Source organism: Ancylomarina sp. 16SWW S1-10-2, assembly GCF_009669305.1.
In the GTDB taxonomy this organism is placed as follows: Bacteria; Bacteroidota; Bacteroidia; order Bacteroidales; family Marinifilaceae; genus Ancylomarina.
This window is the reverse complement of sequence record NZ_SADB01000005.1, coordinates 141,706-168,607: the sequence shown is the minus strand read 5'-3', so window position 1 is coordinate 168,607 and position 26,902 is coordinate 141,706. Positions and strand designations below refer to the sequence as shown.

Below are 26,902 nucleotides of genomic sequence, written 5' to 3'. Positions count from 1 at the left end.
ATTTAAATCGAGTTACAGAAGAATAAGATTACTAATTAGTAATCTGCCTTTGACATATTAAATTATTTACGGATGAAAAAGATTATATTTTTATTAGTCGGTTTAATCATTTTGTGTAGCTTTTACCAAGCTAACGCACAAACAACTGCTACTAGTATTTATTCTAAAAATCATATAGTTAATGAGAAACCAATTCCATATGCTCACATACGTGAAGCTGATGTTATGTTCTCAAAACTGATTTGGAGAGTTATTAATCTCCGTGAGAAGATGAATCAGCCAATGTATTATCCTACTCGTCCAATGGATGATAGATATAGTTTAATTGATCTTTTAATGTTTGGAATCGAAAATGAAGGCCTTACAGCTTACGATACCGAAGATGATGAGTTTACACAACCATTGACGCTTGAAGATATTCGTTCTAAGTTTGGGGCAGGAGTAGATACTATTAGACAACCGAATAGGGAGACAGGTTTAATGGAAACTAAAATTGTTCCTAGATCAATGACTACAAGTGAAGTAACTAAGTATTGGGTAAAAGAGCAGTGGATTTTTGATAAACAAAGTTCTACATTACAAGTTAGAATTATAGGTTTATGTCCTATTCGTGAATACGTAAAGGATGGTGATTCTGAACTTGATGGATTACGCAAAAAGAAAATGTTTTGGATTTTCTTTCCCGAAGCTCGACAATTGCTAGCTACTCATGAAGTATTTAATCAATTTAATGATGCAAGACGATTCTCTTATGACGATTTGTTTATGAAGAGACGTTTTTCAAGTTATATTACTCAGGTTTCTAATGTTCACGATAATAGATCAATTGAATCTTATACTGTAGGTCTTCAAACTATGTTGGAGTCAGAAAGGATTAAAAATGATATTATGAATATGGAAAGTGATTTCTGGGAATATTAAACTATTATAACCTACAAAAGAAGGAGCCATTAGGCTCCTTTTTTTATATGAATTTATTCTTTTTAGAGATTTTAATATCTCCTATAAAAGTCTTTATATCTTGTTCATTCCCTTTGTTGCAGATAAGTAAAGTGTCCTTATTATCTACAATAATATAATTTTTCATTCCCTGTACAACTACGAGTTTTTCTTTTGGTACATTTATTAAGCAGTCTTCAGAGTCGTAAAGCATTACATTATTACCTTGTATAGTATTCCCAGCTTCATCTTTATCCAATCTATCGTACAATGAGCCCCAATTACCTAGATCAGACCAACCAAAATCAGCACAGAATACATATACGTTGTCTGATTTTTCTAGTATGCCATAATCTATAGATATGTTTTGGCATTCAGGGTATATCTTATTAATGAAATCTTTCTCTGTAATTTTATTTAAAGTATTTTCTTCTTGAGTAAAAAGTGCGTTAATATCAGGTAGTAAAGTTTTAAAAGCTTTATCGATTGCGGATAATGTCCATATAAAGATTCCGGAATTCCAGAAAAAATCACCCGATTCCATAAATATTTTTGCTAACTCACGATCTGGTTTTTCTGTAAAAGTTTTAGCTTTAGATATGCCTGTTCCTACTTCATTGTTTTCAACTTGTATATAGCCGTAACCTGTTTCTGGGCGATTAGGTTTTAACCCAAGTGTAAGTAATTTGTCAGTAGACTTTATGTACTCTAAGCCTTTATTTACAACATTAATAAATTCTATTTCGTTTGTTATTAGATGATCGGCTGGTGATACAATGATATGGGCATTTTTATTTTTTTGTTTAATTTTATAATTAGCATATGCAACACACGGTGCCGTGTTTCGCATTATGGGTTCCAGTAGAACTTGCTCAGGTTTAAGCTGAGGAAGTTGCTCGAGAACTATATCTTTGTATTGTTCGTTGGTTACTATAAAGTAATTTTCGGTAGGACAAATAGAATTAAATCTAGCAAAAGCCATTTGAATCATAGTTTTTCCTGTACCTAGAATATCAAGAAATTGTTTCGGACTTTTTTGTCTACTTAGTGGCCAAAATCGTGAACCGATTCCGCCAGCCATAATAACACAGTAATTATTTGAATTCATTGTTGTATTTTTTATATATCTAAGCAAGGATATTCAATTAAATTGCTTCCCATAAAATTACACATTCAATCATTGATTTCAAATTAAGATTTTAATGTTCTGTTTGGCTTTTCACTATTTTACATTATAATTAAGGGATAATTGTTACTTTTATCATTAAATGTAAATCTCATGAGTTTTATTGAAAACATAGGACAATATGTACTTTTTCTGAATAGAGTGTTTTCTAAACCAGAAAGAAGACGCATATTCTTTGATCAGATTATTAAAGAAATATATAAACTAGGCGTTAATTCTTTAGGAATTGTTGTTATAATATCTGTTTTTATGGGAGCTGTTATTAGCTTGCAAACAGCATATAATCTTGATAATCCTTTACTTCCTGATTATTTAGTTGGTTATACAACTCGAGAATCGATGATACTTGAGTTTTCATCGACTATTGTTGGCTTAATTTTAGCAGGAAAAGTGGGGTCAAACATAGCATCTGAAATAGGTTCAATGCGTGTTACAGAGCAAATTGATGCTTTAGAAATCATGGGTGTTAACTCGGCCAACTTTCTTGTTTTTCCTAAAATTATAGCTGCAGTATTCATTAATCCTTTTCTGTATGTAATAAGTGTTTTTGTTGGTATTACAGGTGGTTTGTTAGCCAGTTATTTGGCCGATACGGTTAGTGTTGCAGATTTCTTATATGGAGTACAATATTCAATAATTCCCTATTATATATCTTACTCTTTAATTAAAACAGTGGTTTTTGCATTTATTATTACTTCTGTTTCCTCTTTTTACGGCTATTATGTTTCTGGCGGATCCTTAGAAGTTGGTAGAGCTAGTACTAAGGCTGTAGTAAATAGTAGTATTTTAATTTTATTAGCTAATTTGATTCTAACTCATATTTTATTGAAATGATAGAACTGAAGAATGTCAATAAATCCTTTGGCGAATTAGATGTTTTGAATGATATATCAATACGATTTGAGGCTGGTAAAACCAATTTGATTATTGGGCAGAGTGGTTCTGGAAAAACGGTACTTCTGAAATCTATTATTGGTTTGCATGAGGTTGATAATGGCCATATATATTACGGCGATCGAGATTTTACGGCAATGAATTTTAATGAAAGGAAGTTGATTCGTAAGGAAATGGGAATGGTTTTTCAAGGTGGAGCACTATTTGATTCCTTAACGGTTGAAGAGAATGTTAGTTTTCCTCTAGATATGTTTTCTGATATGAATGAGGACGATAAAAGAGCTCGAGTTAAATTCTGTTTGGATCGTGTTGACATTAAGAAGGCTCACAAGCTGTATCCTGCTGAAATAAGTGGTGGTATGCAGAAACGTGTTGCTATTGCTAGAGCCATTGTACTTAACCCAAGTTATTTGTTTTGTGACGAGCCCAACTCTGGTCTCGATCCTGTTACTGCTATCGTTATTGATAAGCTAATCCACGAAATTACTGTTGAGTACAAAATGACCACTATCATAAATACTCATGACATGAATTCTGTAATGGAAATAGGTGAAAAGATTCTTTTTATAAATAAGGGAGTAAAAGCCTGGGAAGGATCAAATCATGAAATCTTTGATACAGAAAATCAATCTTTAAATAACTTCGTATTTGCATCCAATCTCTTTAAAAAGATTAAAAAGAAACTTTAAATGCCATAGAATTATCTTGATTTAAATATTTTAACAAGTTTCTATGATCTGAATTTTTATCTTTGCCTCAGTTAAAATCATCACCGACTCATTATGTGTAAACAATTTGTACTTCTGTTTTTCTCGACATTACTATTATTTTCTTGTTCTGATAAAGAAGAGAAAACATTTCTTTCAGAAGATGACTTTACTCGAATTTTATTCGATATCCATTTAACTGATGGTGTACTTACTACTGAGAATATTACAAGCCGTGGTAGGGAGTATCGTCCAAGTTTTTATTATAACTCCATTTATAAAAAGTATAATATCACTCCACAACAATTTGATTCTTGTGTGTCTTTTTATACTCAAAACTCGGCTTTGTATGAAAAAATATACGAAAAAGTTATTGATTCTTTAAATAGAATGGATACACAGTTTAGAATTGCTCTTAAGGATTCTTTAGTTGTGCGTGATACTGTAAATTTATGGAAAGGTGGAAGACGAATACATTTAGCTCGTGGTCAACATAAGATTTTAAGCTTTTCTGTACCTGTTTCAGAAATGGGAATTTACACCGTTCGTGCAAAAATTAAGAGATTTAAAAACGACCAAACGGTAAAGCCAGTTTTAAGTGCTTATTTCTGGAAGGAAGATTCTCTAAAGAAAACGGAATTCATTTATTTTGATACTATTCCGATTGATTATTCAGAGGATTTTGTGAAATATGAAACTCAATTGGAGTATTCCGACTCTACATTTATGGAGCTTAGAGGAGATATTATTTCTTGGGCTAATGTTGATACTAACTTCACTCAACATATCGATATTGAGAAAATAATGATTTTTAATCCACAAATTAAACGTGATTCTTTAGGTTTAGATTCGATTGTAAAATTTGAAAGGCTTAGAAAAGGCAACTATGATAAGCTCGAAAGACCTGAAAGAATAAGAGATCTTGAAAGATCTCGTCAGATTCGTAAAGTTGATGAACCTAAAAAAAGATGAGAAAAATAACTGCAAGTTATATTATTAGCAATGCAGGAGTTCCTTTGAAAAATGGGATCTTGATTTTAGATGATGATAATTTTATTATTGATCTTATTGACAGAAAAGGATCTGTTAAGGAAATTCAAAATCTTGAGTATTATAGTGGCGTTATAGTCCCTGGATTTGTAGATGTTTTTACTTTTTTATCATGGCCAAATATGATTACTCCTCAGGTAGACTGTAAGGATATGTCAGGATTAAAACTTGGTGAAAGTGGAGATATTAAATCGATACAGAGAGCGATTAATCATCTTGAAGCTTATGGAACCAAGGGAGCTGCAGATTTCTTCTCAATACAACAAAGCGAAGATCTTAAAACAAATTCAAAAATTAGTTTTAAAGACATAAGAGATTCTTCAGATCGTTACCTCGATGAAATGGGGTTTCCAAACTTTATTTTAGGACGCCTTTTTACTAACAATATTTCTTTAGATAAAGCGTTTTGTATAGGTACAGGTAGTTTGTCTAGTCATTCAAAATTATCTGTTTTTGATGAACTCAAATTGATACAAAATCTTAATTGTAATCTAAACTTAGAACAACTTATTAAATGGGCTTGTTTGAATGGAGCCAATGTTTTAGGTTTTGATCAGTTAGGAAGTTTTAAAGCAGGTAAAAAACCTGGCGTTAACTTAATTACAAATATTGATTACGATAGATTTTGCCTAAAAGCAGATAGTAAACTTAAGGTCTTAGTTTAGAGTTTCTCATTTAATGATTCTGATCTTTGAAGTGTAAAGAACCTAATGAGATTGATGTAAGTTTATATAATAATTGATCCTTAAGGCTGATAGCTAACTAATCTATTTGTATATTGTTTTGTATTTTTAAATCCAATATTGAGACAATCGTGTCTCACAGTATTTCCAATAAAATTGATTTGCTTTGAATAAAAGAAGATTAAATATTGCAATTTTGATCCTGTCTATTGTTTTCTTCTCAATAGCTTGTTCTAATCAAAAAAACACTTTTGTGAGTCGTCAGTATCACGCTCTCACGACTCACTTTAACGTGTACTTTAATGGCAAGGAAAGTTTAAAATCTGCGAAAACAAAGATTGAAGAAGGTATCGAATATAACTATAATACGATCTTGCCAGTTTTCGATTATCAGGATCTTAGCGCAAGAGACTTGGCCGCAGGAGATATCGATAATGTGATAGATAAAGCTACAAAGGCAATTAAACTACATTCTATTACCAGAAAACCTAAACGTAAAAAGGTAAAACAATCTGATAAATATAAGGAGTTTCGTAAAAAAAATGAATTTAATAATTGGATTGAAGACTGCTATTTGTTGCTTGGTAAAGCTCAGTTCTATAAGGGTGAATATCGAACAGCAGAGAAAGCTTTGGAGCAAGGATTGAAAGATTTTCCAAAATCGGATAAAAAATTTAAATTTCAGATTGAATTGGCTAGATGTCAGATTGATCAGGAAAATTATTCAGAAGCTACTTCTTTATTGGAAGAAGTAAGTGCTTTGCCTAAGCTATCAAAGAAAACAAAATTAGAAATTGCAGCTCTTTTTGCTGATATAAATGTTAGAGAGAAAGATTATCAATCTGCAATATCAAACCTTCAAACTGCAATTCATCTTCAATCAACAAAGCGTGTAAAAGCAAAATATTATTACATATTAGGACAACTTTATCAAAAATTAGATCAAAATGATAATGCTTCTGATGCATTTCTTAGCCTAATTAAATTACATTCAATATACGAAATGGCTTTTAATGCCAAAATCTCCCAAGCACTTATTTATTCAGGGGTTGAAAATGGTTTAGTGCTTCGTAAGCAATTAAATAAAATGCTTAAGGATCAGAAGAATGTAGATTATAGAGATCAAATATATTTTGCTTTAGCCGAGATGGATATGATTGACGGTGATAAAGAGGCCGCTATTGAAAATTATTGGAATTCGACTCAAAAGAGTGTTGCTAACGATAATCAGAAAGCTATATCATTTATTAAACTAGCAGATAATTATTTTGCAGACTTGAATTATAAGAAAGCTCAACTCTGTTATGATAGTTCTATGGTTTATCTTGATCAGAATTACCCTAACTATTCAAAGATTTCTTCAAGAGTAGGCAATTTAACTGAGCTTGTAAATAATTTGAATATTATAGAACGTGAAGATAGTTTGCAGAATGTTGCTGCAATGAGTGAGAAAGAACGCGATTTTTTGATTACTAGTTTAATCGATATAGAGCTAGAGAAGGAAGAAAATAAAAAACTTGAGGAGGCTGAGAATAGAGCAGATAAAACCTTTTTCACTCAGAATAATATGATTGGAAATACGAGTTCTAGTAACACGTCACAAACTCAAGGAAATTGGTATTTCTATAATCCTACAACAGTTGGATTGGGAAAATCGGAATTCCAGCGTAAATGGGGAAGGCGTAAACTTTCTGATAATTGGAGGCGTAAGAATAAATCTATTCAGTCGGGTGGAGATATAGAAGTTGAGCCAGTTGACGAAACCTTTGATAATGAAGCTGTCGTAGAAAAAGGTGACAAAAAGAGTAAGGCATATTATCTTGCAGACTTGCCTTTAACTGATGATTTAATTGACAAGTCGAATGAATTAATAATGGAAGCTCTGCATGAGGCATCATTCGTTTATTCTGAGCGTTTGAATAATAAGGCTAAGGCTGTTGAAACAATGGAAACCTTGCTTAGTCGTTACCCTAATAACCCCTATTTATTATCGGCATATTACCAATGTTATTCATTAAGTATTCAAAGCAATAATATCTCAAAATCAGAATATTATAAGAATAAAATTCTAACAGAATTTCCAGATACTGATTATGCAAAAGCTATTAAAGATCCTAACTATTGGTTAAAGTTAGAGATGCAAAATAATGAAGCTGAGTCTTTATATTTAAAGGCTTATGATACTTTTCAAAATTTCTATTACGAGGAAGTTATTTCTATATGTGAGCAAGGTTTAGAGGCTTATCCTGAATCAAAAATAGGCTCAAATTTCTTATTATTAAAAGCATTATCTGTTGGGAGAACTCAAGATGTGGATACCTTTAAAAAGCTTCTTCAGGAACTTATAGATTCTAAACCAAGTTCTGAAATTGAAGAACTTGCTAGTGGTATATTGAGTACCTTAATTGCAGGATCTGTTCCGGTGCGATATTCTCGAGATGATATGAATAAGGCAAGGCAGAATCGCCTACTTATTAATTGGAGAATTGAAGATCAATTAGCTCTTGAAATGATTAATGGGGAGAGTCCTGAAATTGAGAAAGAATACTTCAAATATGTACCTAATGAAGAACATTATTTTGTTCTTCTATTCAAAAGAAGAGCTGCTGATCCTAATAGAACATTGTTTAATATTGATCGTTATAATAGAACGACTTTTAAGAAAAGCTATAGAACCGATCGTTTATCATTAAATAAAAATGAGATTATTATTATTGTAAAAGGACTTGATAATAAAGAAGAAGCTTTAAATTATTTTAATAAGATTATTGTTTCAGATAAGGCATATAAAGGTTTAGAAAAGATACCGTATAAAAACTTCTTAATATCTGTGTCAAATTTTGATACAATGAAAAAGGAAGAATTGATAGATGAGTATTTGAGCTTTTATAAGAAGTATTATTATCAGAAGAAAGCACCAGCTATTAAGCAAGAAGGAGAATTAATTAACAATGATGGCGAAAATCAAAATTTCGAAATTGATTCTAAAGATAATCACCGATTCGTGCTCTTAATTCCTTCTCGCAAACTGAATGTGCTCAAATTAAGGAATGATGTGTTTAATCATGATAAAGACTTTAGCGTAACAAAAGAGAAGTATGATGAAACACACCAGATGGTGATTGTGAGTAATTTGGGTACAAAGAATTCAGCAATGGATTATTTTAATAAAATTACAAAGGACAAAAAGGTGTTCGATCAGTTGGCTAAGGTAGATTACGAGAGTTTTGTTATTGGAGACAAAAATTTCATGAAGTTTTTTGAGTACAGAAGCTTAGATAAATACCTGTCTTTTTTCAGTGATAACTATATTAAATCTATCGATAAGAAGAGTGAGGAAGACGTTTTTGATGACAATGGACCCTATCAATATGATGCTAATGTAGCTCATGACTTCGTTTTAATTTTCAAAAAAGAAGGAATTAATGCTAAGGACGTTATGAATGGAATAAAAAGATACAATACGAAGACTCTAAAAACGGAGCTTATTCCACTCGATGATGAGCATAATATGATTGTGGTAAGTAATATGAGAAATAAAAAACAGGCAATGATGTATTTCAGAGCGATTATTTCCAATAGAAACTTATTCTCTAAAGTAGAGAAATCAGGTTATCGTAATTTTATCATCTCAAAAGATAATTTTGAAATATTTAAAATGTTAACGAACTCAGACGACTATTTGAAGTTTTTCAGTAAACGTTATTTAAATTAAGCTTTCTTAATGTTTTTGTTGAAATATATTAGAGGATGGAACGTTGCTAAGGAGTAGAACAGGTACGCTTTTATATGAATCTTGTTTCTACTTTGAATATTAAGGGTAATTATATTACCAATTGTAGAACATTAAATGATTTTTACATGAAAGCAATTAAGATACTTTGGGTTGACGATGAGATAGATTTATTGAAACCGCATATTATTTTCCTTGAGGGGAAAGATTATATTGTTGAAACCTGTAATAATGGTCCCGAAGCAATAGACATGGTTCGTAACACCCATTACGATTTGGTTTTATTGGACGAAAATATGCCAGGCATGTCTGGTTTGGAGGCTTTGTCCGAAATAAAGGCAATAGACTTGACACTTCCCATTGTCATGATAACAAAAAGTGAAGAAGAAGATATTATGGATGAAGCTATTGGAGGGCATATTAGCGATTATCTAATTAAACCTGTTAATCCTAAGCAGATTCTTCTAAGCATTAAGAAAAACACAGATAAACGACGACTCGTATCGGAAAAAACAACTTCGGCATATCAATCTAGATTCTCTCAATTGGGAATGGAGATAAATGATTGTAGGGACTTCGATGATTGGAAACAAGTGTATAAGAAACTTGTTTTTTGGGAATTAGAACTTGCTGGTATTGAAGAATCTGGTATGGATGAGATTCTTAAAATGCAGAAGACGGAAGCCAATAACTTATTTGCCCGATTTATTAAGAAAAACTATTTAGATTGGTTGAATACCGATACTAAAGATAAACCGCTCTTTTCACACAATGTTTTTAAGGAAAAGGTATTTCCATTACTTGATAAGGGAGAAAAAGTAGTCTTTGTTTTAATCGATAACTTACGTGTTGATCAGTGGCAAGCTATTTATCCTATCATAAGTGAGTATTTTGTTATAAAGGATGATGATATGTATTGTTCTATTCTACCCACTGCTACACAATATGCTCGTAATGCTATGTTCTCTGGTTTAATGCCATTAGATATTCAGAAAAGATACCCTAAGTTATGGATTAATGATGATGAGGATAGTAGTAAAAATTTACATGAAGAAGAGTTAATTGGTTTGCATCTAAAACGAAAATTTAAGGATGTTAAATTCAATTATGAGAAAGTTTCCTCAACCAAGATAGGTGCTAAAATCATAGATAATTTATCAACCATGTTGGACTCTCAGTTGAATGTTTTTGTGTATAATTTTGTTGATATGCTATCTCATGCTCGTACCGAAAGTGAGATGATTCGCGAATTGGCTAATGATGAAGCAGCTTATAGATCATTAACAGCATCTTGGTTTGAGCATTCTCAACTATTGGAATTGATTAAAAAATTATCTGATCAAAATGTTAAACTGATCATTTCAACAGATCACGGAGCTATTCGTGTACAGAATTCTGTTAAAGTTGTTGGCGATAGACAAACAAATACCAATTTGAGATATAAACAGGGAAAGAATCTAAATTATAATCCCAAGCAAGTTTTTGAGGTTACAAAACCTTCTGAAGCCTTTTTGCCACAAATGAATATGAGTTCTTCATATATTTTTGCCACAGGAGAAGATTTCTTGGCATATCCTAACAATTATAATTATTACAGCTCATATTATAAAAATACATTTCAGCATGGAGGTATTTCAATAGAGGAAATGTTAATTCCTTTAATAACTTTGAGTCCAAAGAAAAAGTAAGTGACTTTTTTTATATTGTAGGATCATTAGTATTAGTTAAAGATGACTGAATTAAGAATAAAAAGTTTAGAAGATATCAATTCGGTAGCAAAACAGTTTGTCGAATTAATTGGAGATCGCCGCGTTTTTGCAATGTATGGCGCTATGGGAGTCGGTAAAACAACTTTTGTAAAGGCCGTTTGTGAGGCGTTAGGTGTTGAGGATACCATTAATAGTCCAACCTTTGCAATTGTTAATGAATATCGTACTCCCAAAAATAAAGTTGTCTATCATTTCGACTTTTATAGAATAGAAGATGTTCAAGAGGCTTATGACTTTGGTTATGAAGATTATTTTTATAGCAAAGCTCTATGTTTTATAGAATGGCCTGAGCGTATTGAGTCAATATTACCTTCTGATGTGGTTAATCTTAATTTTACTGAAGAGGAAGATGGCGGTCGTACAATTCATGTTTTGATGGATTAATTCATACGTTAGTAAGGCACTTTATTTCTAGATGTAATTATCAAAATGGTTAAGCTTTAAAAAAAACATTAACTTGTGTTTTATAAGAAGAGGTTAATGGCATAAATGACGATTATGGCGAATTTGAGAGATACACCAAAAAAATTTCCTGCAGGTTATGAATTTTATCATCCAAAGGAAAAATTGTTAGAGATAGAGAAGGGTAAGAAGAGATTGGTTATTGGTCTTCCTCGCGAAGATTATAAAGGTGAAAATAGGATTTGCTTGACCCCTCTTACTGTCGATATGTTGGTAAATAATGGTCACGAAATTCTTATTGAAGAAGGAGCTGGACTTGCATCCAATTATTCTGATAGAGAATATAGTGACAATGGTGCTCAGATTGTTCGAACTAGAGCCGAGATTTACCAATGTGATCTTGTTTTGCAAATTTCTCCCTTATCATCAGATGAGATAGATATGCTTAAGGGAAATCAGGTCATCATGTCTGCTCTTCATGTGAATTGCCAATGTGCAGATGATATTAGAAAGTTAATGCAGAAAAAAGTCACTGCTATTGCTTTTGAATATTTAAAAGATAGATACGATCATTTCCCTGTTGTACGTACAATGAGTGAGATTTCAGGAGTGTCTGCTATTATGATCGCTGGGGAATACTTAAGTAAAAGCAAAGGTGGCAAAGGCGTTCTTTTAGGAGGTGTAACAGGTGTTTCTCCTACCGAAGTTGTAATTCTTGGTGCCGGTACAGCAGCAGAGTATGCTGGTCGTGCAGCTATGGGATTAGGTGCAACTATTAAAGTCTTTGATAATTCGATGTATCGCTTGCGTCGTTTGGAAGATCATCTTGATCAACGTATACATACTTCAACGTTTCATCCTTCTGTTTTAGCTAAGGCTCTTAAATCGGCCGATGTTGTGATTGGTGCTCTTAGTTACGAAAATAATCACTTAGGCATATTTGTAACTGAGGATATGATTAAGGGAATGAAAACTGGATCTGTTATTATTGATTTAAGTATTGATCAAGGAGGTTGTTTTGAGACTTCGGAGAGAACAACGCACGAAAATCCTGTATTTACAAAACATGGTGTGATTCACTATTGTGTTCCTAATTTGGCCTCGTATGTAAGTCGAACGGCATCCATAGCGATGAGTAATATCTGTGCCCCTTTATTATTGCATATTGGAAATAATGGTGGTTTGCATCAATTTATTAAAACTGATATGGGTTTACGACATGGAACTTATGTCTATAGAGGTATTTTAACTAACCAAACGTTGGGCGATTGTGTTGGCATATTGGCAAAAGATATAAATCTATTTTTCACATCTATGTGATATGAAAAACTATTCATTAAATGGTTGATTTCAGTTATTAGTGTGTTTGTCTTTATAAGATTATTCGTTTTAAAAGACGTGTAATAATAGATGTTTTTTAGCTCTGTTCTCTAATTTTAGTGCATTCACTTATTTTCCTATCAGTATGTCACTTAAAAAATTACCTGTTTTTTTTATATTCTACGTTTTATAAAAGCTTTGTAAAGACCTAAAAGTTGAAAATTTTTAGTCGTCATGTTTACTCTATAACACTCACAAAGTATTATATCCATCTTTTCTATTTTTTGTTGTACTCTATATTATTATAGTGTCTATTCCATCTGTTTATTTTCTTTATGTAAGGTCCAATAATTAAGTCAGTTTTATGAGCTAAAGAAAGGCCTTTTTTTTATGCAAAACTCATTGGTTCGCAAAGGTTTAATTGAGCTTAGTTCTGATTTATTTGCTTAGGCTTGTTTTGTAACATATAAATCAATTTTATCCCAGATAGAAAGGAATTTGTTTTTTTTTTCAAGTATCCTCTTATTTCTAGGCAGTTGTGAACAATGCTAAGAGTTTGTATTGTTTATCTATATTGAATTCAATGCTTTGTTTATCAATAGTTTTTGACTTATTTTGTTAATCAAAATAAGCTTATACATATGTCAAGAAATATATATATCCTATTCATCATATTTTGCACTTTTACGTCTGTTTTATATGCTCAGAATGATGAGCATATATTGAATGAAAAAGGGCAGATTATTTCTAATTTGCTAGATTCATCGATTAGCTATAGAGATAGTGTTAAGAATATTAGTGTTGAGATATGTGAAAAAGCAATTCAAGTTGCAGAAAAAGAAAAATCAGATTCTCTTTTAGCTTTAGCACTTAAAACACAAGGTATTAATTATTATTACTTAGGACAGTTTGATTCATCTATGGTTTATTACGATAGAGCTGTTCTTAAGTTTAAGCAACTGGGTAATACAATTCAAGTTGGTAAAACGATTGGTAATATTGGAATTATCTATAAAAAAAGAGGTGAATATAGTAAGGCTTTAGAATACTATCTAAAAGAGCAAAAGCTTTTTTTAGAAATTAATTATACTGTTGGACTTATTCCTTTATATCCAAATCTGGGAAATATTTCTGTTTCCATGAATAACTTGCAAAGAGCAGAAGAGTATTACAAATTAGGTTTAAAACTTGCCGAAGATGTTAGTAATTTAAGAGTTCAGGTTAACTGTCTTAATAATTTGGGAGTTATCTACGAAAAGCAAAATAAATTTGAAGAAGCTTTAAAAGTATATAAGAAATCTTTATCTATTGTTTTAAATACGGGTAATATCAGAATGGAAAGTAGGCTCTATCTGAATTTGGGTATTATTTATAGAAGAACAAATGCTTTTGACAAGGCAGCTATATATCTTAATAAGAGTTTTGATATTCGAAAGCTAAGAGGAGATACTGAAGAGCTTCTTAAGATATATAATGAAATGTTTGAACTTGCTTTTGCAAAGGAAGAATATGATAAGGCAAGGCAATTTGCTGCTACGATGTATGAACTAGCAAAGATGAGTGGTAGTGGTGATTGGTTGGGAGATTCCCAGAATGCTTACTTTCGATTGTATAAAAAGACGGGTAACTATAAATTAGCTTTAGAATCTTATGAAAAACTAACAGCAATAGGTGATTCAATTAATTCAGCTTTCAATGATGAAATGTACAATGATTTGATGGTTAAGTATGACATGGATCAGACTAAGCAGAAAATGGAATTGATGACTCAAAAGACTAAAATTAAGGATCTTGAGTTAGATAAGAAAAATGCTTGGTTGATTGCTATGATTGTTTTTATGATTCTAGGAGTTATTGGTATAGTGGTTGCTTTTAGGATGAACAAACTAAGGGCAGAGTATAAAGTAATGAGTTTAGATCAGAAGGTTTTATTATCGCAAATGAATCCTCATTTTATATTTAATGCATTGACTTCAGTTCAAAGTTTGGTGCTGGATAATGAGACTGATAAAGCTTTTTCTTATTTATCGAAACTATCGGGATTAGTTCGTGGTGTTTTAGAAAATTCTACCCATGAATATATAAGTATGCGTGAAGAGTTAGATATTTTATCAGCTTATATTGATCTTCAGAATTTAAGATTTGAGAATACCATCACCTATCGATTCGATATTGATGCTGAGATAGATTTAGATGAAGTTTATATACCACCTATGTTGGCACAACCTATTATTGAAAATGCTCTAGTTCATGGTGAATTGAGAAATAATCCTGATGCTACAATTAAGATCTGTTTGTTTAAGAATGAGGAAAATAATAGCATCGATTTTACGGTTGAAGATAATGGTATTGGTATTTTAAATTCCAAAAAACGAAAAGGAAATCACAAATCTATGGCGACAGATATTTTGAAAGATAGGGTAAAAATTTATAATTATAACTCGAAGAAAAATATAAGTATAAAAGTGATTGATCTTAAAACATTGAACAAGGAATTGCATGGAACGCGAGTTAGTTTTAGTGTTCCAAATCAAGCCTAAACTCAGAAAAAACATGCGTAAATTATTCATTCTTATACTAGGCATCTTGTTTTTAAGCCTAAATCTAAAGGGAAGTGTTCTTTTAACCGATAGTTTAATCGATAAATTCATACCTCACGATCAAATTTTAGATTCAATAAAGAAGATGGAGACTCTGAGAGTAAATGCGCCTTCAGAGTCATTGCAACTAGGAAAAAGAGTTATTGAATTGGCTCGTAAAAGTGAAGATCCTTCTTTGGTTGGACTTGCCGAAAAATCACAAGCAGTAAGCTATTATTATCAGGCAGTTTTTGATAGTTCTCTTATTCATTATGAGAGAGCTATTGCTGAGTTTGATAAAGCAGGTAAAAAGATTGATATAGGTAAGATTTATAATAACGAGGGGGTCATTTATAGGCGAACACTTAGATCTGAGTTGGCTCTTGAAAGTTACCTTAAAGCTCAGGAAATATATAGAGAATTTAATTATAAAGAAGGAATAGCTAGTACTTATTTAAATATAGGAGGTGTTTATTACTTTTTAAAAAATTTTGAAAAAGCCGAAGAAAACTTTTTATTATCATTATCGTTATTCGAAAATCTCGAACAAGGTTCCAAATATGTAAAGGTTATTATGAATTTAGGAGCTCTATATATGGTTGTTGGTGAGTTTGATAAAGCATCTCCATATTTAAATCAGGCTGATATTTTGTGTGAGAAGTATAATGTAAATCCAAGAGATAGAGGAGATGTTATTCTCAATTTGGGTGAATTAGCATTCCTTCATAAAGAATATGAAAAATCACTGGAATATTATAAGCGTAGTGAACAGATTCGAAAGGATATTAATGATTATTGGGGTTTACCTAAGAACTATCTTTTCACAGCAACGTGTTTAACAGCTATGGGCCGTTACGATGAGGCTCTTGAGATGTTAAATAAATCTGAACAAATATGTATAGAATATAAATTGGTTGATGATCTACAAAAGTGTTATTTGCAAAAATGGATTATTTTTGAGAAGAAGGGAGATTTTAAGCATGCATTTAAATTCATTAAACAACAATACCAAATAACTGACTCTATAGATATTCAAAATCGTTCGGATAAACTTCAAGAGCTCAAAGTAACACAATTCCTTGATTTAAAAGAAAAAGAGCTTGCCATTAAAAATCTTGCTCTAAGTAGAAAAAACATCTTGATTTTATCTTTAATTGTCTTTTTTCTACTTGCTTCAGTATCTGTTCTTTTTTTCTTGAGATCGAGATCATATAGGAACAAACTTCAAACTCTTTCTTTAGAACAAAAAGTGCGCTTGAGTCAGATGAATCCTCATTTCCTTTTTAATTCACTAACTGTGATTCAAGATTTTATATTATGTAATGAAAATGATAAGGCATTTAATTATATGTCTAAACTTACAGGTTTGGTTCGTAGTGTTTTAGAAAATTCTACCCATGAATATATAAGTATGCGTGAGGAGTTAGATATTTTATCAGCTTATGTTGATCTACAGAATTTAAGATTTGATAATGCTGTTACTTATCGATTTGATATTGATTCTGAGATAGATTTGGACGAAGTTTATATACCTCCTATGTTGGCGCAACCTATTATTGAAAATGCTTTAGTTCATGGTGAGTTAAGAAATAATCCTAATGCTGAGATAAAAATCTGTTTACTCAAAAATGAAGAAAATAGGCGTATCGATTTTACGGTTGAGGATAATGGAATTGGTGTTTTTAATGCCACTCATCATAAAGGTGATCATAGATCTATGGCCACAGAAATAATTAAAGATAGGGTAAGAATTTATAACTATTATTCTAAAAATAAGCTAAGTGTTGTTGTGACAGATCTTAAAACATTGAATGAAGATTTACACGGAACGAGAGTTTGTTTTAGTGTTCCTATAATTAAGAATTAGTCGTTGAATCTGTGAAAATAAAAGCCGCTCACTTTTGTGAACGGCTTTCGTATTTTATAGAACTAGGCAGTTTATCCTAAAACTTCTTTCATTTTTTTACCAATGTCAGCAGGCGATTTTACAACGTGAATACCAGCCGCAGCGAGTGCTTTCATTTTTTCTGCAGCAGTACCTTTACCTCCAGCAATAATAGCTCCGGCATGTCCCATACGTTTACCTTCAGGAGCAGTTTGTCCAGCAATAAATGCAACAACAGGCTTTTTCACATACTTAGCGATATATGCTGCAGCAGTTTCTTCATCAGAACCACCAATTTCACCGATTAGAACGATAGCCTCAGTATCTGGGTCTTCATTCAATAGTTTAACCGCATCAATATGTTTTGTTCCAATAATTGGATCGCCACCAATACCTATAGCTGTAGATTGCCCAAATCCAGCATTACCTAGTTGGTGTACTGCCTCGTAGGTTAAAGTTCCCGAACGAGAGATAATACCAATCTTACCAGGTTTGTGAATAAAGCCTGGCATAATACCAATTTTAGCAACGCCTGGCGTAATAACACCTGGACAGTTAGGACCAATTAAAGTGGTCTTAGGACGTTTGGAAAGAAACTCGTGAACATTTACCATATCAAGTGTTGGAATCCCCTCGGTAATGCATACCACAAGCTCAATACCTGCATCTGCAGCTTCCATAATTGCATCAGCAGCAAATGCTGGTGGAACAAAAATAACCGAAGCATTGGCGCCGGTTTGTTTCACAGCATCTTTTACGGTATTAAAAACAGGTACGCTATCCATAAATTTTTGTCCACCTTTGCCTGGCGTAACTCCGGCAACCACATTGGTTCCGTATTCAATCATTTGTTGGGTATGAAATCCCCCTTCTGTACCAGTAATTCCCTGAACTACTAGTTTTGTATCTTTATTTACTAATACACTCATTGTGTCTATTGTTTTAATGGTGATAGATCATCAAACTTGATCCTTTTCTAATACTTATTTACCTAATGTTTATCCCAAAGTGGCAACAACTTTCTCGGCAGAATCTTTAAGCTCTGTGGCAGCAATTATATTCATGCCTGATTCATCAAGAAGTCTCTTACCTTCTTCGGCGTTGGTTCCTTGTAAACGAACGACAATAGGTACTTTAGTATTGATATTTTTGATAGCTTGAATAACGCCATTGGCAACACGATCGCAACGAACGATACCACCAAAAATATTGATTAAAACAGCTTTTACATTTTTATCTGAGAGAATAATTCGGAATCCTTTTTCTACAGTTTCAGCCGATGCTGATCCTCCAACATCAAGGAAGTTCGCTGGTTCTCCACCAGTTAATTTAATAATATCCATAGTTCCCATTGCTAAACCTGCACCATTTACCATACAGCCAATGTTACCATCTAGTTTAATATAATTAAGACCCGACTTATCAGCCTCAATTTCCAATGGTTCTTCTTCGTCGAAATCGCGAAGAGGAGTTAATGTCTTTTGACGATACATGGCATTATTATCGAAATCTGCCTTAGCATCCAATGCAATAACATCACCTTCTTCGGTTACAACCAATGGATTAATCTCGAATAGAGAAGCATCGGTTCCCATGTACGCTTTATAAAGTGCAAGGAAGAATTTCACTCCGTTTTTAAAGGCAGTTCCTTCTAATCCTAGAGCAAAAGCCATTTCTCTTGCTTGAAAAGCTTGTAAGCCTACCGAAGCATCAACTCCAACTTTCACTATTTTTTCAGGCGTTTCTTCAGCAACTTTCTCAATCTCCATACCACCTTCGGTCGAAACCATAAAGGTTACCTTCGATGAGGCACGATCAAGAACGATACCAGCATAATATTCATGCTTGATATTTGAGGCTTTTTCAATCCAAACTTTCTTAACCAAACGTCCTTCAGGACCAGTTTGGTGTGTTATTAGGGTCATCCCTAAAATATCACTGGCGTATTGACTGACGTCTTTAGCTGTTGGTGCAAACTTAACACCGCCACCTTTTCCTCGGCCACCAGCGTGAATTTGTGCTTTTACAACTACAGGCAATCCAATTTCTTGAGCTGCTTGTTCTGCTTCTTTTACTGTTGAAGCAATTTTCCCTTGGGGAACAGGTACACCATAGGATTTTAAAATCTCTTTGGCTTGATATTCATGAATCTTCATGGGCTAAAATTTATTGTGGTTTAGTTCGTTTAACTCATTTTGAATGATTTATTCTTACTTAGAACGAGCTTTGTTTTCTTAATTTACTTAAATATATAAATAACTGAATGAATATAAAAAGCTAAAAGCTCTTTTTTCGGACTTCTTTGTCTTTTATATTAAAAAGTATGATTAATAGTTATTTATAAACCATGATTGGATAATTTATAATGAAGAATTGAACTTTGGTGGTATTTTTAATAACTTAGTAAATATTTTAACATCTAATTTGTAACAATTTAAAGCTTATGGAGACTTTAGAAGTAAAAGAACACCAAGATAGAAGTGAATTAGTGTTAGAAATTCAAGCTGAAACCTATTTACTTGAAACTAGGAAGTGGACGAAGTTCTTTGCTATTTTAGCTTTTATATTTATGGGTATAGGTGTTCTTAGTTCTATTAGTATGTTTATGGCTTCTAGCTTTATTACTGCATATAGTCCTCTCCCCATGACAGGTATTGCAGTATTTTATTTGATTTTTACAGGGGTGTCTTTTTTTCCTATTTACTATTTGTTGCAATTTTCGAATAAGGCCAAAGAGGCTTTATTGTATCGTAATTCGCAGACCCTCACCGAGGCAATGAAATACATTAAATCACACTTTAAATTTGTTGGTATTATGACCATTGTGATGCTTGCTTTATACCCAATCATCATTATTATGACCATTATGTTTGGAGCAAGCCAAAGTTTTTAAAGATAGGTGTTTCATATATTAATGTTCTTTTTTTGTCTGTAAGAAAGGTTATTGATTTTTCGTATTAGCTCATAAAATCTATCTATAACTTTTTTATAACAGATTGCTTAATTAAGCTTACATTTAAAAAATATTTTGATAATTATAAAAAGACTTGGAAGTCTTTTTATCGATCAGTATTCAAATTTAATAGTTCTTGTTAGGATGAATAATATTTTATACAAGCTTCTTTCAGTGCCAAAATCTATTTGGAATTTCTATGCTCAAGGATTTAAAAATCAGAGTAAATGGAGTCGCCAGGTTTGGTTGCTAATTGCAATAAAGTTATTTATTATGTTTTTTGTTTTGAAGCTGTTTTTCTTTCCGAATTTCTTAAAAACTAAATACGATAACGATCAGGAACGAAGCGATTATGTGATTGATCAATTAACTAACCCTAAAAAATCATTAGAATGATAGAAAATTTTGATCCTTCCTTAGTGGATTGGTCCCGGGCTCAGTTTGCTCTAACTGCTATGTATCACTGGATTTTTGTTCCTCTGACTTTAGGTATGGCATTCATTATTGCTATAATGGAAACCATTTATGTAAAAACGAATGATCCTGTATGGAAGAAAACAACTAAATTTTGGATGACACTCTTCGGTATTAATTTTGCCATTGGAGTGGCTACTGGAATTATTCTCGAATTTGAGTTTGGTACCAATTGGTCTAATTATTCTTGGTTTGTGGGCGATATATTTGGTGCGCCGCTTGCCATTGAGGGAATTATGGCCTTTTTTATGGAATCGACTTTTATTGCCGTCATGTTTTTTGGCTGGAATAAGGTGAGTAAAAAGTTTCACTTAATTTCAACCTGGCTTGTAGCCATTGGATCCAGTTTATCAGCTTTGTGGATTTTGGTGGCCAATGGTTGGATGCAGAATCCGGTGGGGATGTCTTTTAATCCTGACACGGCTCGTAATGAAATGAATAATTTCTGGGAAGTTCTATTTTCGCCTTCAGGCATTAATAAATTTTTGCATACCATTTCATCTTCTTATTTACTAGGAGCTGTTTTCGTTATTGGAGTTAGTTCGTGGTATCTATTAAAAAAGAGGGAGATAAGCTTTGCAAAAAGAAGTATTGTAGTGGCAGCAGTTTTTGGATTGTTTACGTCCTTGTTTACCGTTTTAACGGGAGATAAGTCGACTAAAGATATTGTTCGTGATCAACCGATGAAACTTGCAGCTGTCGAAGGTCTTTATAATGGTTCCAATGGTGTTGGTTTAGTTGCTGTTGGAGTTTTGGCTCCAAAGGATGTTGATGATGAGAATAAAGATGATTTTATTTTTAAAGTTGAGATTCCAAAATTACTTTCCTATTTGGCTTACCAAGATGGTGATGCCTTTGTTCCGGGAGTTAATGATATTATTAATGGCTATACGGATTACGATGGTGTCGTTCATCCTCCTGTTACCGAAAAAATGGAAATGGGTAAGAAGGCTATTGCTGCTTTAAAAAATTATAAACTAGCCAAATCAGAATCGAATACTGAATTAGAAGAAAAGTCATTGAGAGATTTAGAAACCAATTTTAAATATTTTGGATACGGTTATTTCGATGATCCATATGAAATTGTTCCTTCAATTCCAATGTCATTTTATAGTTTTCATATCATGGTTGGCTTGGGCATGTATTTCATTTTATTGTTTGCCTTGAGTTTACTGTTTGTTTATAAGGAGAATATACTTACTAATAAATGGTTTTTACGTTTAGCTATTTGGAGTATTCCTCTTGCCTATGTTGCTTCGGAATGTGGGTGGATTGTTTCCGAAATGGGACGTCAACCATGGGTGATTCAAGATTTGATGCCTACTATGGCGGGTGTTTCTAATATCGATAGTATATCGGTAGTCGTTACGTTCTTCCTTTTCTTTGTGGTTTTTACAGGACTACTAATTGCAGAGGTGAAAATCATGTTGAAGCAAATTAAAGTTGGACCTAATCACGGAGGGAAATAATTATGTTTGAAAACTTATCGTACATAACATTGCAACAATATTGGTGGATTATTGTTTCGCTATTAGGTAGTATACTTGTATTTCTAATGTTTGTTCAAGGTGGACAAACATTAATATACCGAATTGGTAAAACGCCAACAGAAAGAACAATGGTGGTGAATGCTTTGGGTCGAAAATGGGAATTTACCTTTACGACCTTAGTCACTTTTGGTGGAGCTATGTTTGCCTCTTTTCCCTTGTTCTATTCCACTTCTTTTGGAGGAGCTTATTGGGTTTGGATGGCAATTCTATTTTGTTTTATCATTCAAGCCGTAGCTTATGAATTTAGAAGTAAACCCCACAATGTTTGGGGAGCTAAAACTTATGAAGCGTTTTTATTTATAAATGGATTGTTAGGAACAATTCTTATTGGAACTGCGGTAGCTACTTTCTTTAATGGAGCAGAGTTTACTGTTAATGACTGGAATCAGTCACAATGGGCAACACCATATGGTGGTTTGGAAGCAGTTTTGAATTGGCATAATGTGGCCTTAGGTTTAACTGTATTTTTTCTTGCAAGAGTTTTAGGAAGCTTATATTTTATGAATAGTATCGAAGACGATGTTATTTTTTCCAGATCTAAAAAACAACTATTAGTTTCTGGAATACCTTTCTTGATTCTTTTTCTTGCATTTACAATCCGCTTACTTTTAATGGATGGCTTTGCTATTGATCCTGATACAAAAATTGTATCGATGGAAGCTTATAAGTATCTACACAATCTTATAGCCATGCCTTTAGTTGCTGTCTTCTTTTTGGCTGGTGTTGTTGGTGTATTGTACGGATTGGCAAAATCTTATTTGCTTGAGAAATATACAAAGGGAATTTGGTTTTCTGGTGGAGGAACTATCTTAGTTGTGTTCTCTCTATTTATGTTAGCCGGATTAAATAACACGCCTTTTTACCCTTCTTTGGCCGATTTGCAATCATCTTTAAGCATCCAAAACGCATCCTCTTCACAGTACACACTTACTGCAATGGGCTATGTTTCGTTAATGGTTCCTTTTGTAATTGGTTATATTATTTGGACATGGAGAGCTATTAATAGGAATAAAATTACAGCTGAAGAAATGAATGCAGGAGATCATTTATATTAATAAAAAGAAAATATCATGTATACATCATCTATAATTTGGCTACTTTCTTGGCCGCTTTTAATTTACGTTAGTTATAAAGCCATTCGCTTTACACTCAAAAAATTAAATGCAAAAATAGAAAATGAATAATAATTAAGTAATTGACATTCTTACGAGAGTATCGTTATACCTTTTAAGAATGGTTAAATATAAAAAGAGAGTATCCTTTATGGATGCTCTCTTTTTTGTTATTTAGGATCTCGTCATGCTCTGACTATCTCTAAGCCGTAAATGTCAGGGTATGAAAAAAAAAATTATGAGGTGAGGATTATATTGAGAGCCTCAACAAAAGAGTGAGACCCTCAAATGTTTAAATACAATATAGCTGCCTACTTTTATGGTATCCTTGATGTTCAGAAAAAAAACTGTATTTTGCATCACTTACAATAGGTTAACAACATAGCACTTGTAGTGCCGCTTATGACAGAATCGATTAAAAAATACAAGTTTCGGGATGGACTTCATTTGGAGTTTGAGATTATAGATTTGGCTCAAGTCTTAAAGGATAAAAAAGATTTGATGACTGTATCTCATAGGGCTCAGTTCTATCTTATTCTTTGGATTGAGAAAGGCGAGGGTACTCACTATGTCGATTTTAATCCTATCAAAATAGAAGACAATACCCTTATTTTTATCCCAAGTAATAGTGTAAACATCTACGATAAGGAAGGTTTGTACGAGGGAAAAGCTATAATATTTACTGATAGTTTTTTCTGTAAAAACAAAGAAGATGTGCGGTTCTTGCATGCTAGTCTTTTGTATAATGATCTGTATCATATTGCTAAAATGAAAGTCAGTCCGCAGGCTTCTTATTTACGTGTGTTCTTTAATGCCATGGAAACCGAATTTCTAAGAAATCCAGATAACTCGCAATTTCCCATACTGCATAATATGCTGCACATTTTTTTGTTACAGGCCGAGAGAGAAATAAGAGAACAAGGATTCGAAGAGTTAAAGCCTAGTGTACATCTTGATAATTTAATGCTTTTTAAAGAGAAGCTTGAGTTGAACTTCCGTAAAGAGAGATCGGTTAATAAGTATGCTTCCGAATTGGGTATGTCGGATAAACAGCTTCATAAGGCTTGCACTAGTGTTTTAGACAAAACCCCTAAGCAAATTATAGACGAACGTTTAATATTAGAAGCGAAACGTTTACTTGTTCATAGCAAACAAGCTATAAAAGAAATTGCCTACGAACTTGGCTATGATGAACCGACCAACTTTATTAAATACTTTCGTAAACATACCGAATCGACACCTTTAGAATTTAGGTCTCGATTTTAACACGCTGATCTTTAGTGCTTGGCGTAAATGTATCATCCAAGGGCGTAAACCTACCTTTCTCAGCCTTTCTTTTTGCCTCACCTTTGTATTGTAATTAAAACATAAAGCAATGCGAAGAATATTTATCATTACAGTATTAACAATAGTCTCAATCGTTTCGTGTGAGGCTGATAATAAAGAGGCAAACATGGCAATTTCAAACAAACAAAAAGTAAGTGAGCTTTTAAAAGCAATTGAAACAGGAGCTGGCGAACCAGTGGCATATATTAATGCAAACAACTACACACAACACAATCAGGCAATAGCTGATGGATTAGCAGGTTTTGGTGCTGTATTGGGTACTTTAAACGAAGCTGGTGGTGGGAAAGTAGAAGTACAAAGAGTATTTGAAGATGGCGATTTTGTTATTGCACATACCAAGTACGATTTTTTCGGTCCTAAAGCAGGAATCGATATTTTTCGATTTGAGAACGGTTTAATTGTTGAACATTGGGATAATTTGCAAGAGATTGTAGAAAAAACAGCATCGGGACGTACACAATTCGATGGATCAACAGAGATAAAAGATCTTGATAAAACGGAGGCTAATAAAACCTTAGTAAGAAACTTAATGAAAGATATTTTCTTGGGTGCAAATCCTGATAAAATAACTGATTATATATCTACAGAACAGTACGATCAGCATAATCCAGGTGTAAAAGATGGCTTGGGAGGTTTAGGCGAAGCATTAGCATCATTAGCAGAAGCTGGCATGCCAATGGTTTACGAAAAGAACTATATTGTATTGGGGCAAGGTAACTTCGTATTGTCAGTATCAGAAGGTATTTTCTTGAAGGAAAAAGTCGCTTTCTACGATATCTTTAGAATTGAGAATGGTAAAGTTGTAGAGCACTGGGATACGGTTGAAAAAATTGTACCAGAAGCTGATGCTAAAAATACGAATGGTAAATTCAATTTTTAATTGAAATAAATTTAGCGAAAGAGAGCAAGCCAAATAGGTTTGCTCTCTTTTTGTAATCAGTTATTCTATATGTCATTTACACAGTACAAGGTGACAAATTGGTGCTTTGGGTAAATTCGGATCTATTTCTAGCTCCAAATCGGGTTTTAGTTAAGGGTAATAATTTGATTGTGGGTAGCATAGACTCTGAATTTTCACAAAATTTAGAACCAGATAATTCTGGTCCTTTGTTAAAAATTAATTTATCCGATAAATTGATAAAAATGATAACGCCATCAGAATAAATGGGATTTATTGATGGTGTCGTAAAATTTAAAGCTAGTATAATCGCAAGCGATTCATTAAATGGTAAAATCTATTATGTGACGGATGATAAAAAGAATTACTATCGAATTTTGGAAGTAGTTATGCTGATATTTTTATTGATGAGAATGAGCAGGTATATGTTCCCTATCTATTTGAAAATAAAATAGTCGCTTATAAAATTAATAAAAAGGAATGATGAAAAGTGAAAACTCTAAGAACCCATTAGTTTTTAACAAAGATGTGGCAAACAAAAAGCAAAGACCTTTTTTAGTCGATCAGGAAGAATATCCGTTTAAAAGTAATTGGTTTGAAAAAGATGCTTGCTCTATGCATTATATTGATGAAGGAGAAGGCATACCCATTGTATTGGCTCACGGAAATCCTGATTGGTCGTTCTTGTATCGAAATATAATTAAAGAACTAGCTGGCGAAGCAAGATTGATTGCTTATGATTTACCTGGATTTGGTTTTTCAGATACGCCCGAAAACTTTAGCTACAAGCCTCAAGAGCATGCTGAATGGATCAGGTCTCTGCTATTCGATCACTTGAAACTAGACAAATTTATTATTGTTGTACAAGATTGGGGTGGACCTACGGGCTTAACGGTAGCAACAAATCATCCAGACAATATATTGGGCACGGTAATATCAAACACATGGGCATGGAAGGCTGAAGGGGAATCCGTAAAGTTTTCGAAATTTTTTAGAACTGCCGAAGCGGAGAAACTGATTTACGAAGAAAATTATTTCGTAAGAACGCTCATGCTAAAAAATATAAATGAGAAATCGAGAAATAATAAAGCAATTACCGATGCCTACGAAATGGCACTCCCAACACCTGCATCACGTAAGGGAACATTAGTATTTCCACAGCAAATCACACTTGCCGAATCGTGGTTACAAGACTTGGAAAAACGATTGCCATTATTGGCTAATAAGCCAGTAGAATTCATTTTCGGAGAGAAGAATATAACCTTAGGAAATCCTGAAACTATTGCTAAATGGCGTTCTTATTACCCAAATGCAAATGTTCAGTTACTACCTAATGCAAATCATTTTACGCAAGAAGATAATCCAGAGAGTTTTGTATTTTCTCTTCGCCGAATTTTAAATGAATTAGAATCGTAAAAATA

At 32.8% G+C, this 26,902-nt stretch carries 21 protein-coding genes; 18 read left to right on the top strand and 3 right to left on the bottom strand.

The window, feature by feature from the left end:
- The first annotated feature begins 72 nt into the window (after nt 1-72).
- A complete protein-coding gene (gene gldN, locus EMN46_RS05770; RefSeq protein WP_154199727.1) occupies nt 73-921 on the top strand; it encodes a gliding motility protein GldN in 849 nt (282 codons plus the stop codon).
- Between the two features lie 43 nt (nt 922-964).
- On the opposite strand, the gene EMN46_RS05765 is transcribed toward gldN, so the two are convergent.
- Nucleotides 965-2,047 carry a mannose-1-phosphate guanylyltransferase gene (locus EMN46_RS05765; protein ID WP_154199726.1) on the bottom strand — a complete coding sequence of 361 codons (1,083 nt, stop codon included), beginning with the start codon at nt 2,045-2,047 and terminating at the stop codon, nt 965-967.
- Nucleotides 2,048-2,218: 171 nt separating this feature from the next.
- Between EMN46_RS05765 and EMN46_RS05760 the strand changes: the two genes are divergently transcribed.
- The 10 genes from EMN46_RS05760 to EMN46_RS05715 all read left to right on the top strand — a co-directional run bounded on the left by EMN46_RS05760 (nt 2,219) and on the right by EMN46_RS05715 (nt 17,129).
- Nucleotides 2,219-2,959, top strand: a complete 741-nt coding sequence (locus tag EMN46_RS05760) for an ABC transporter permease (protein ID WP_154199725.1) — start codon at nt 2,219-2,221, stop codon at nt 2,957-2,959.
- Nucleotides 2,956-3,708 carry an ABC transporter ATP-binding protein gene (locus EMN46_RS05755; RefSeq protein WP_154199724.1) on the top strand — a complete coding sequence of 251 codons (753 nt, stop codon included), beginning with the start codon at nt 2,956-2,958 and terminating at the stop codon, nt 3,706-3,708. The genes EMN46_RS05760 and EMN46_RS05755 overlap by 4 nt, the downstream gene beginning before the upstream one ends.
- A 93-nt stretch (nt 3,709-3,801) precedes the next feature.
- Nucleotides 3,802-4,698 carry a DUF4296 domain-containing protein gene (locus EMN46_RS05750; protein ID WP_154199723.1) on the top strand — a complete coding sequence of 299 codons (897 nt, stop codon included), beginning with the start codon at nt 3,802-3,804 and terminating at the stop codon, nt 4,696-4,698.
- Complete coding sequence (locus tag EMN46_RS05745) at nt 4,695-5,441, top strand: amidohydrolase family protein (RefSeq protein ID WP_154199722.1); 747 nt, start codon at nt 4,695-4,697, stop codon at nt 5,439-5,441. The genes EMN46_RS05750 and EMN46_RS05745 overlap by 4 nt, the downstream gene beginning before the upstream one ends.
- Nucleotides 5,442-5,625: 184 nt before the next feature.
- A complete protein-coding gene (locus EMN46_RS05740) occupies nt 5,626-9,174 on the top strand; it encodes a tetratricopeptide repeat protein (RefSeq protein ID WP_154199721.1) in 3,549 nt (1,182 codons plus the stop codon).
- Nucleotides 9,175-9,320: 146 nt separating this feature from the next.
- Complete coding sequence (locus EMN46_RS05735) at nt 9,321-10,880, top strand: bifunctional response regulator/alkaline phosphatase family protein (protein ID WP_154199720.1); 1,560 nt, start codon at nt 9,321-9,323, stop codon at nt 10,878-10,880.
- A 42-nt stretch (nt 10,881-10,922) separates the two neighbouring features.
- Nucleotides 10,923-11,345, top strand: coding sequence for a tRNA (adenosine(37)-N6)-threonylcarbamoyltransferase complex ATPase subunit type 1 TsaE (gene tsaE / locus EMN46_RS05730; RefSeq protein ID WP_154199719.1), 423 nt, complete (start codon nt 10,923-10,925; stop codon nt 11,343-11,345).
- Between the two features lie 114 nt (nt 11,346-11,459).
- Complete coding sequence (locus EMN46_RS05725; protein ID WP_154199718.1) at nt 11,460-12,683, top strand: alanine dehydrogenase; 1,224 nt, start codon at nt 11,460-11,462, stop codon at nt 12,681-12,683.
- Between the two features lie 641 nt (nt 12,684-13,324).
- Nucleotides 13,325-15,223 (top strand): tetratricopeptide repeat protein, encoded by a 1,899-nt coding sequence (locus tag EMN46_RS05720; RefSeq protein WP_154199717.1) that lies wholly within the window; start codon nt 13,325-13,327, stop codon nt 15,221-15,223.
- 13 nt (nt 15,224-15,236) lie between these two features.
- A complete protein-coding gene (locus EMN46_RS05715; protein ID WP_195715191.1) occupies nt 15,237-17,129 on the top strand; it encodes a tetratricopeptide repeat protein in 1,893 nt (630 codons plus the stop codon).
- A gap of 71 nt (nt 17,130-17,200) precedes the next feature.
- On the opposite strand, the gene sucD is transcribed toward EMN46_RS05715, so the two are convergent.
- Both sucD and sucC read right to left on the bottom strand, forming a co-directional pair.
- Entirely contained in the window at nt 17,201-18,076 is an 876-nt protein-coding gene (sucD, locus tag EMN46_RS05710) for a succinate--CoA ligase subunit alpha (protein ID WP_154199715.1), read from the bottom strand.
- Nucleotides 18,077-18,145: 69 nt separating this feature from the next.
- Complete coding sequence (gene sucC, locus EMN46_RS05705) at nt 18,146-19,303, bottom strand: ADP-forming succinate--CoA ligase subunit beta (RefSeq protein ID WP_154199714.1); 1,158 nt, start codon at nt 19,301-19,303, stop codon at nt 18,146-18,148.
- A 287-nt stretch (nt 19,304-19,590) separates the two neighbouring features.
- On the opposite strand from sucC, the gene EMN46_RS05700 reads away from it, so the two are divergent.
- The 7 genes from EMN46_RS05700 to EMN46_RS05670 all read left to right on the top strand — a co-directional run bounded on the left by EMN46_RS05700 (nt 19,591) and on the right by EMN46_RS05670 (nt 26,897).
- Complete coding sequence (locus EMN46_RS05700; protein ID WP_154199713.1) at nt 19,591-20,040, top strand: hypothetical protein; 450 nt, start codon at nt 19,591-19,593, stop codon at nt 20,038-20,040.
- Between the two features lie 204 nt (nt 20,041-20,244).
- Nucleotides 20,245-20,496 carry a DUF4492 domain-containing protein gene (locus EMN46_RS05695; protein WP_154199712.1) on the top strand — a complete coding sequence of 84 codons (252 nt, stop codon included), beginning with the start codon at nt 20,245-20,247 and terminating at the stop codon, nt 20,494-20,496.
- Entirely contained in the window at nt 20,493-22,043 is a 1,551-nt protein-coding gene (locus EMN46_RS05690; RefSeq protein ID WP_154199711.1) for a cytochrome ubiquinol oxidase subunit I, read from the top strand. The genes EMN46_RS05695 and EMN46_RS05690 overlap by 4 nt, the downstream gene beginning before the upstream one ends.
- Before the next feature lie 2 nt (nt 22,044-22,045).
- On the top strand, nt 22,046-23,179 hold the full coding sequence (gene cydB / locus EMN46_RS05685; RefSeq protein WP_154199710.1) for a cytochrome d ubiquinol oxidase subunit II: 1,134 nt from the start codon (nt 22,046-22,048) through the stop codon (nt 23,177-23,179).
- A gap of 459 nt (nt 23,180-23,638) precedes the next feature.
- Nucleotides 23,639-24,502, top strand: coding sequence for an AraC family transcriptional regulator (locus tag EMN46_RS05680; protein ID WP_154199709.1), 864 nt, complete (start codon nt 23,639-23,641; stop codon nt 24,500-24,502).
- A gap of 109 nt (nt 24,503-24,611) precedes the next feature.
- Entirely contained in the window at nt 24,612-25,463 is an 852-nt protein-coding gene (locus EMN46_RS05675; RefSeq protein ID WP_154199708.1) for a nuclear transport factor 2 family protein, read from the top strand.
- Between the two features lie 501 nt (nt 25,464-25,964).
- Nucleotides 25,965-26,897, top strand: a complete 933-nt coding sequence (locus EMN46_RS05670; RefSeq protein ID WP_229130285.1) for an alpha/beta fold hydrolase — start codon at nt 25,965-25,967, stop codon at nt 26,895-26,897.
- Nucleotides 26,898-26,902: the final 5 nt, after the last annotated feature.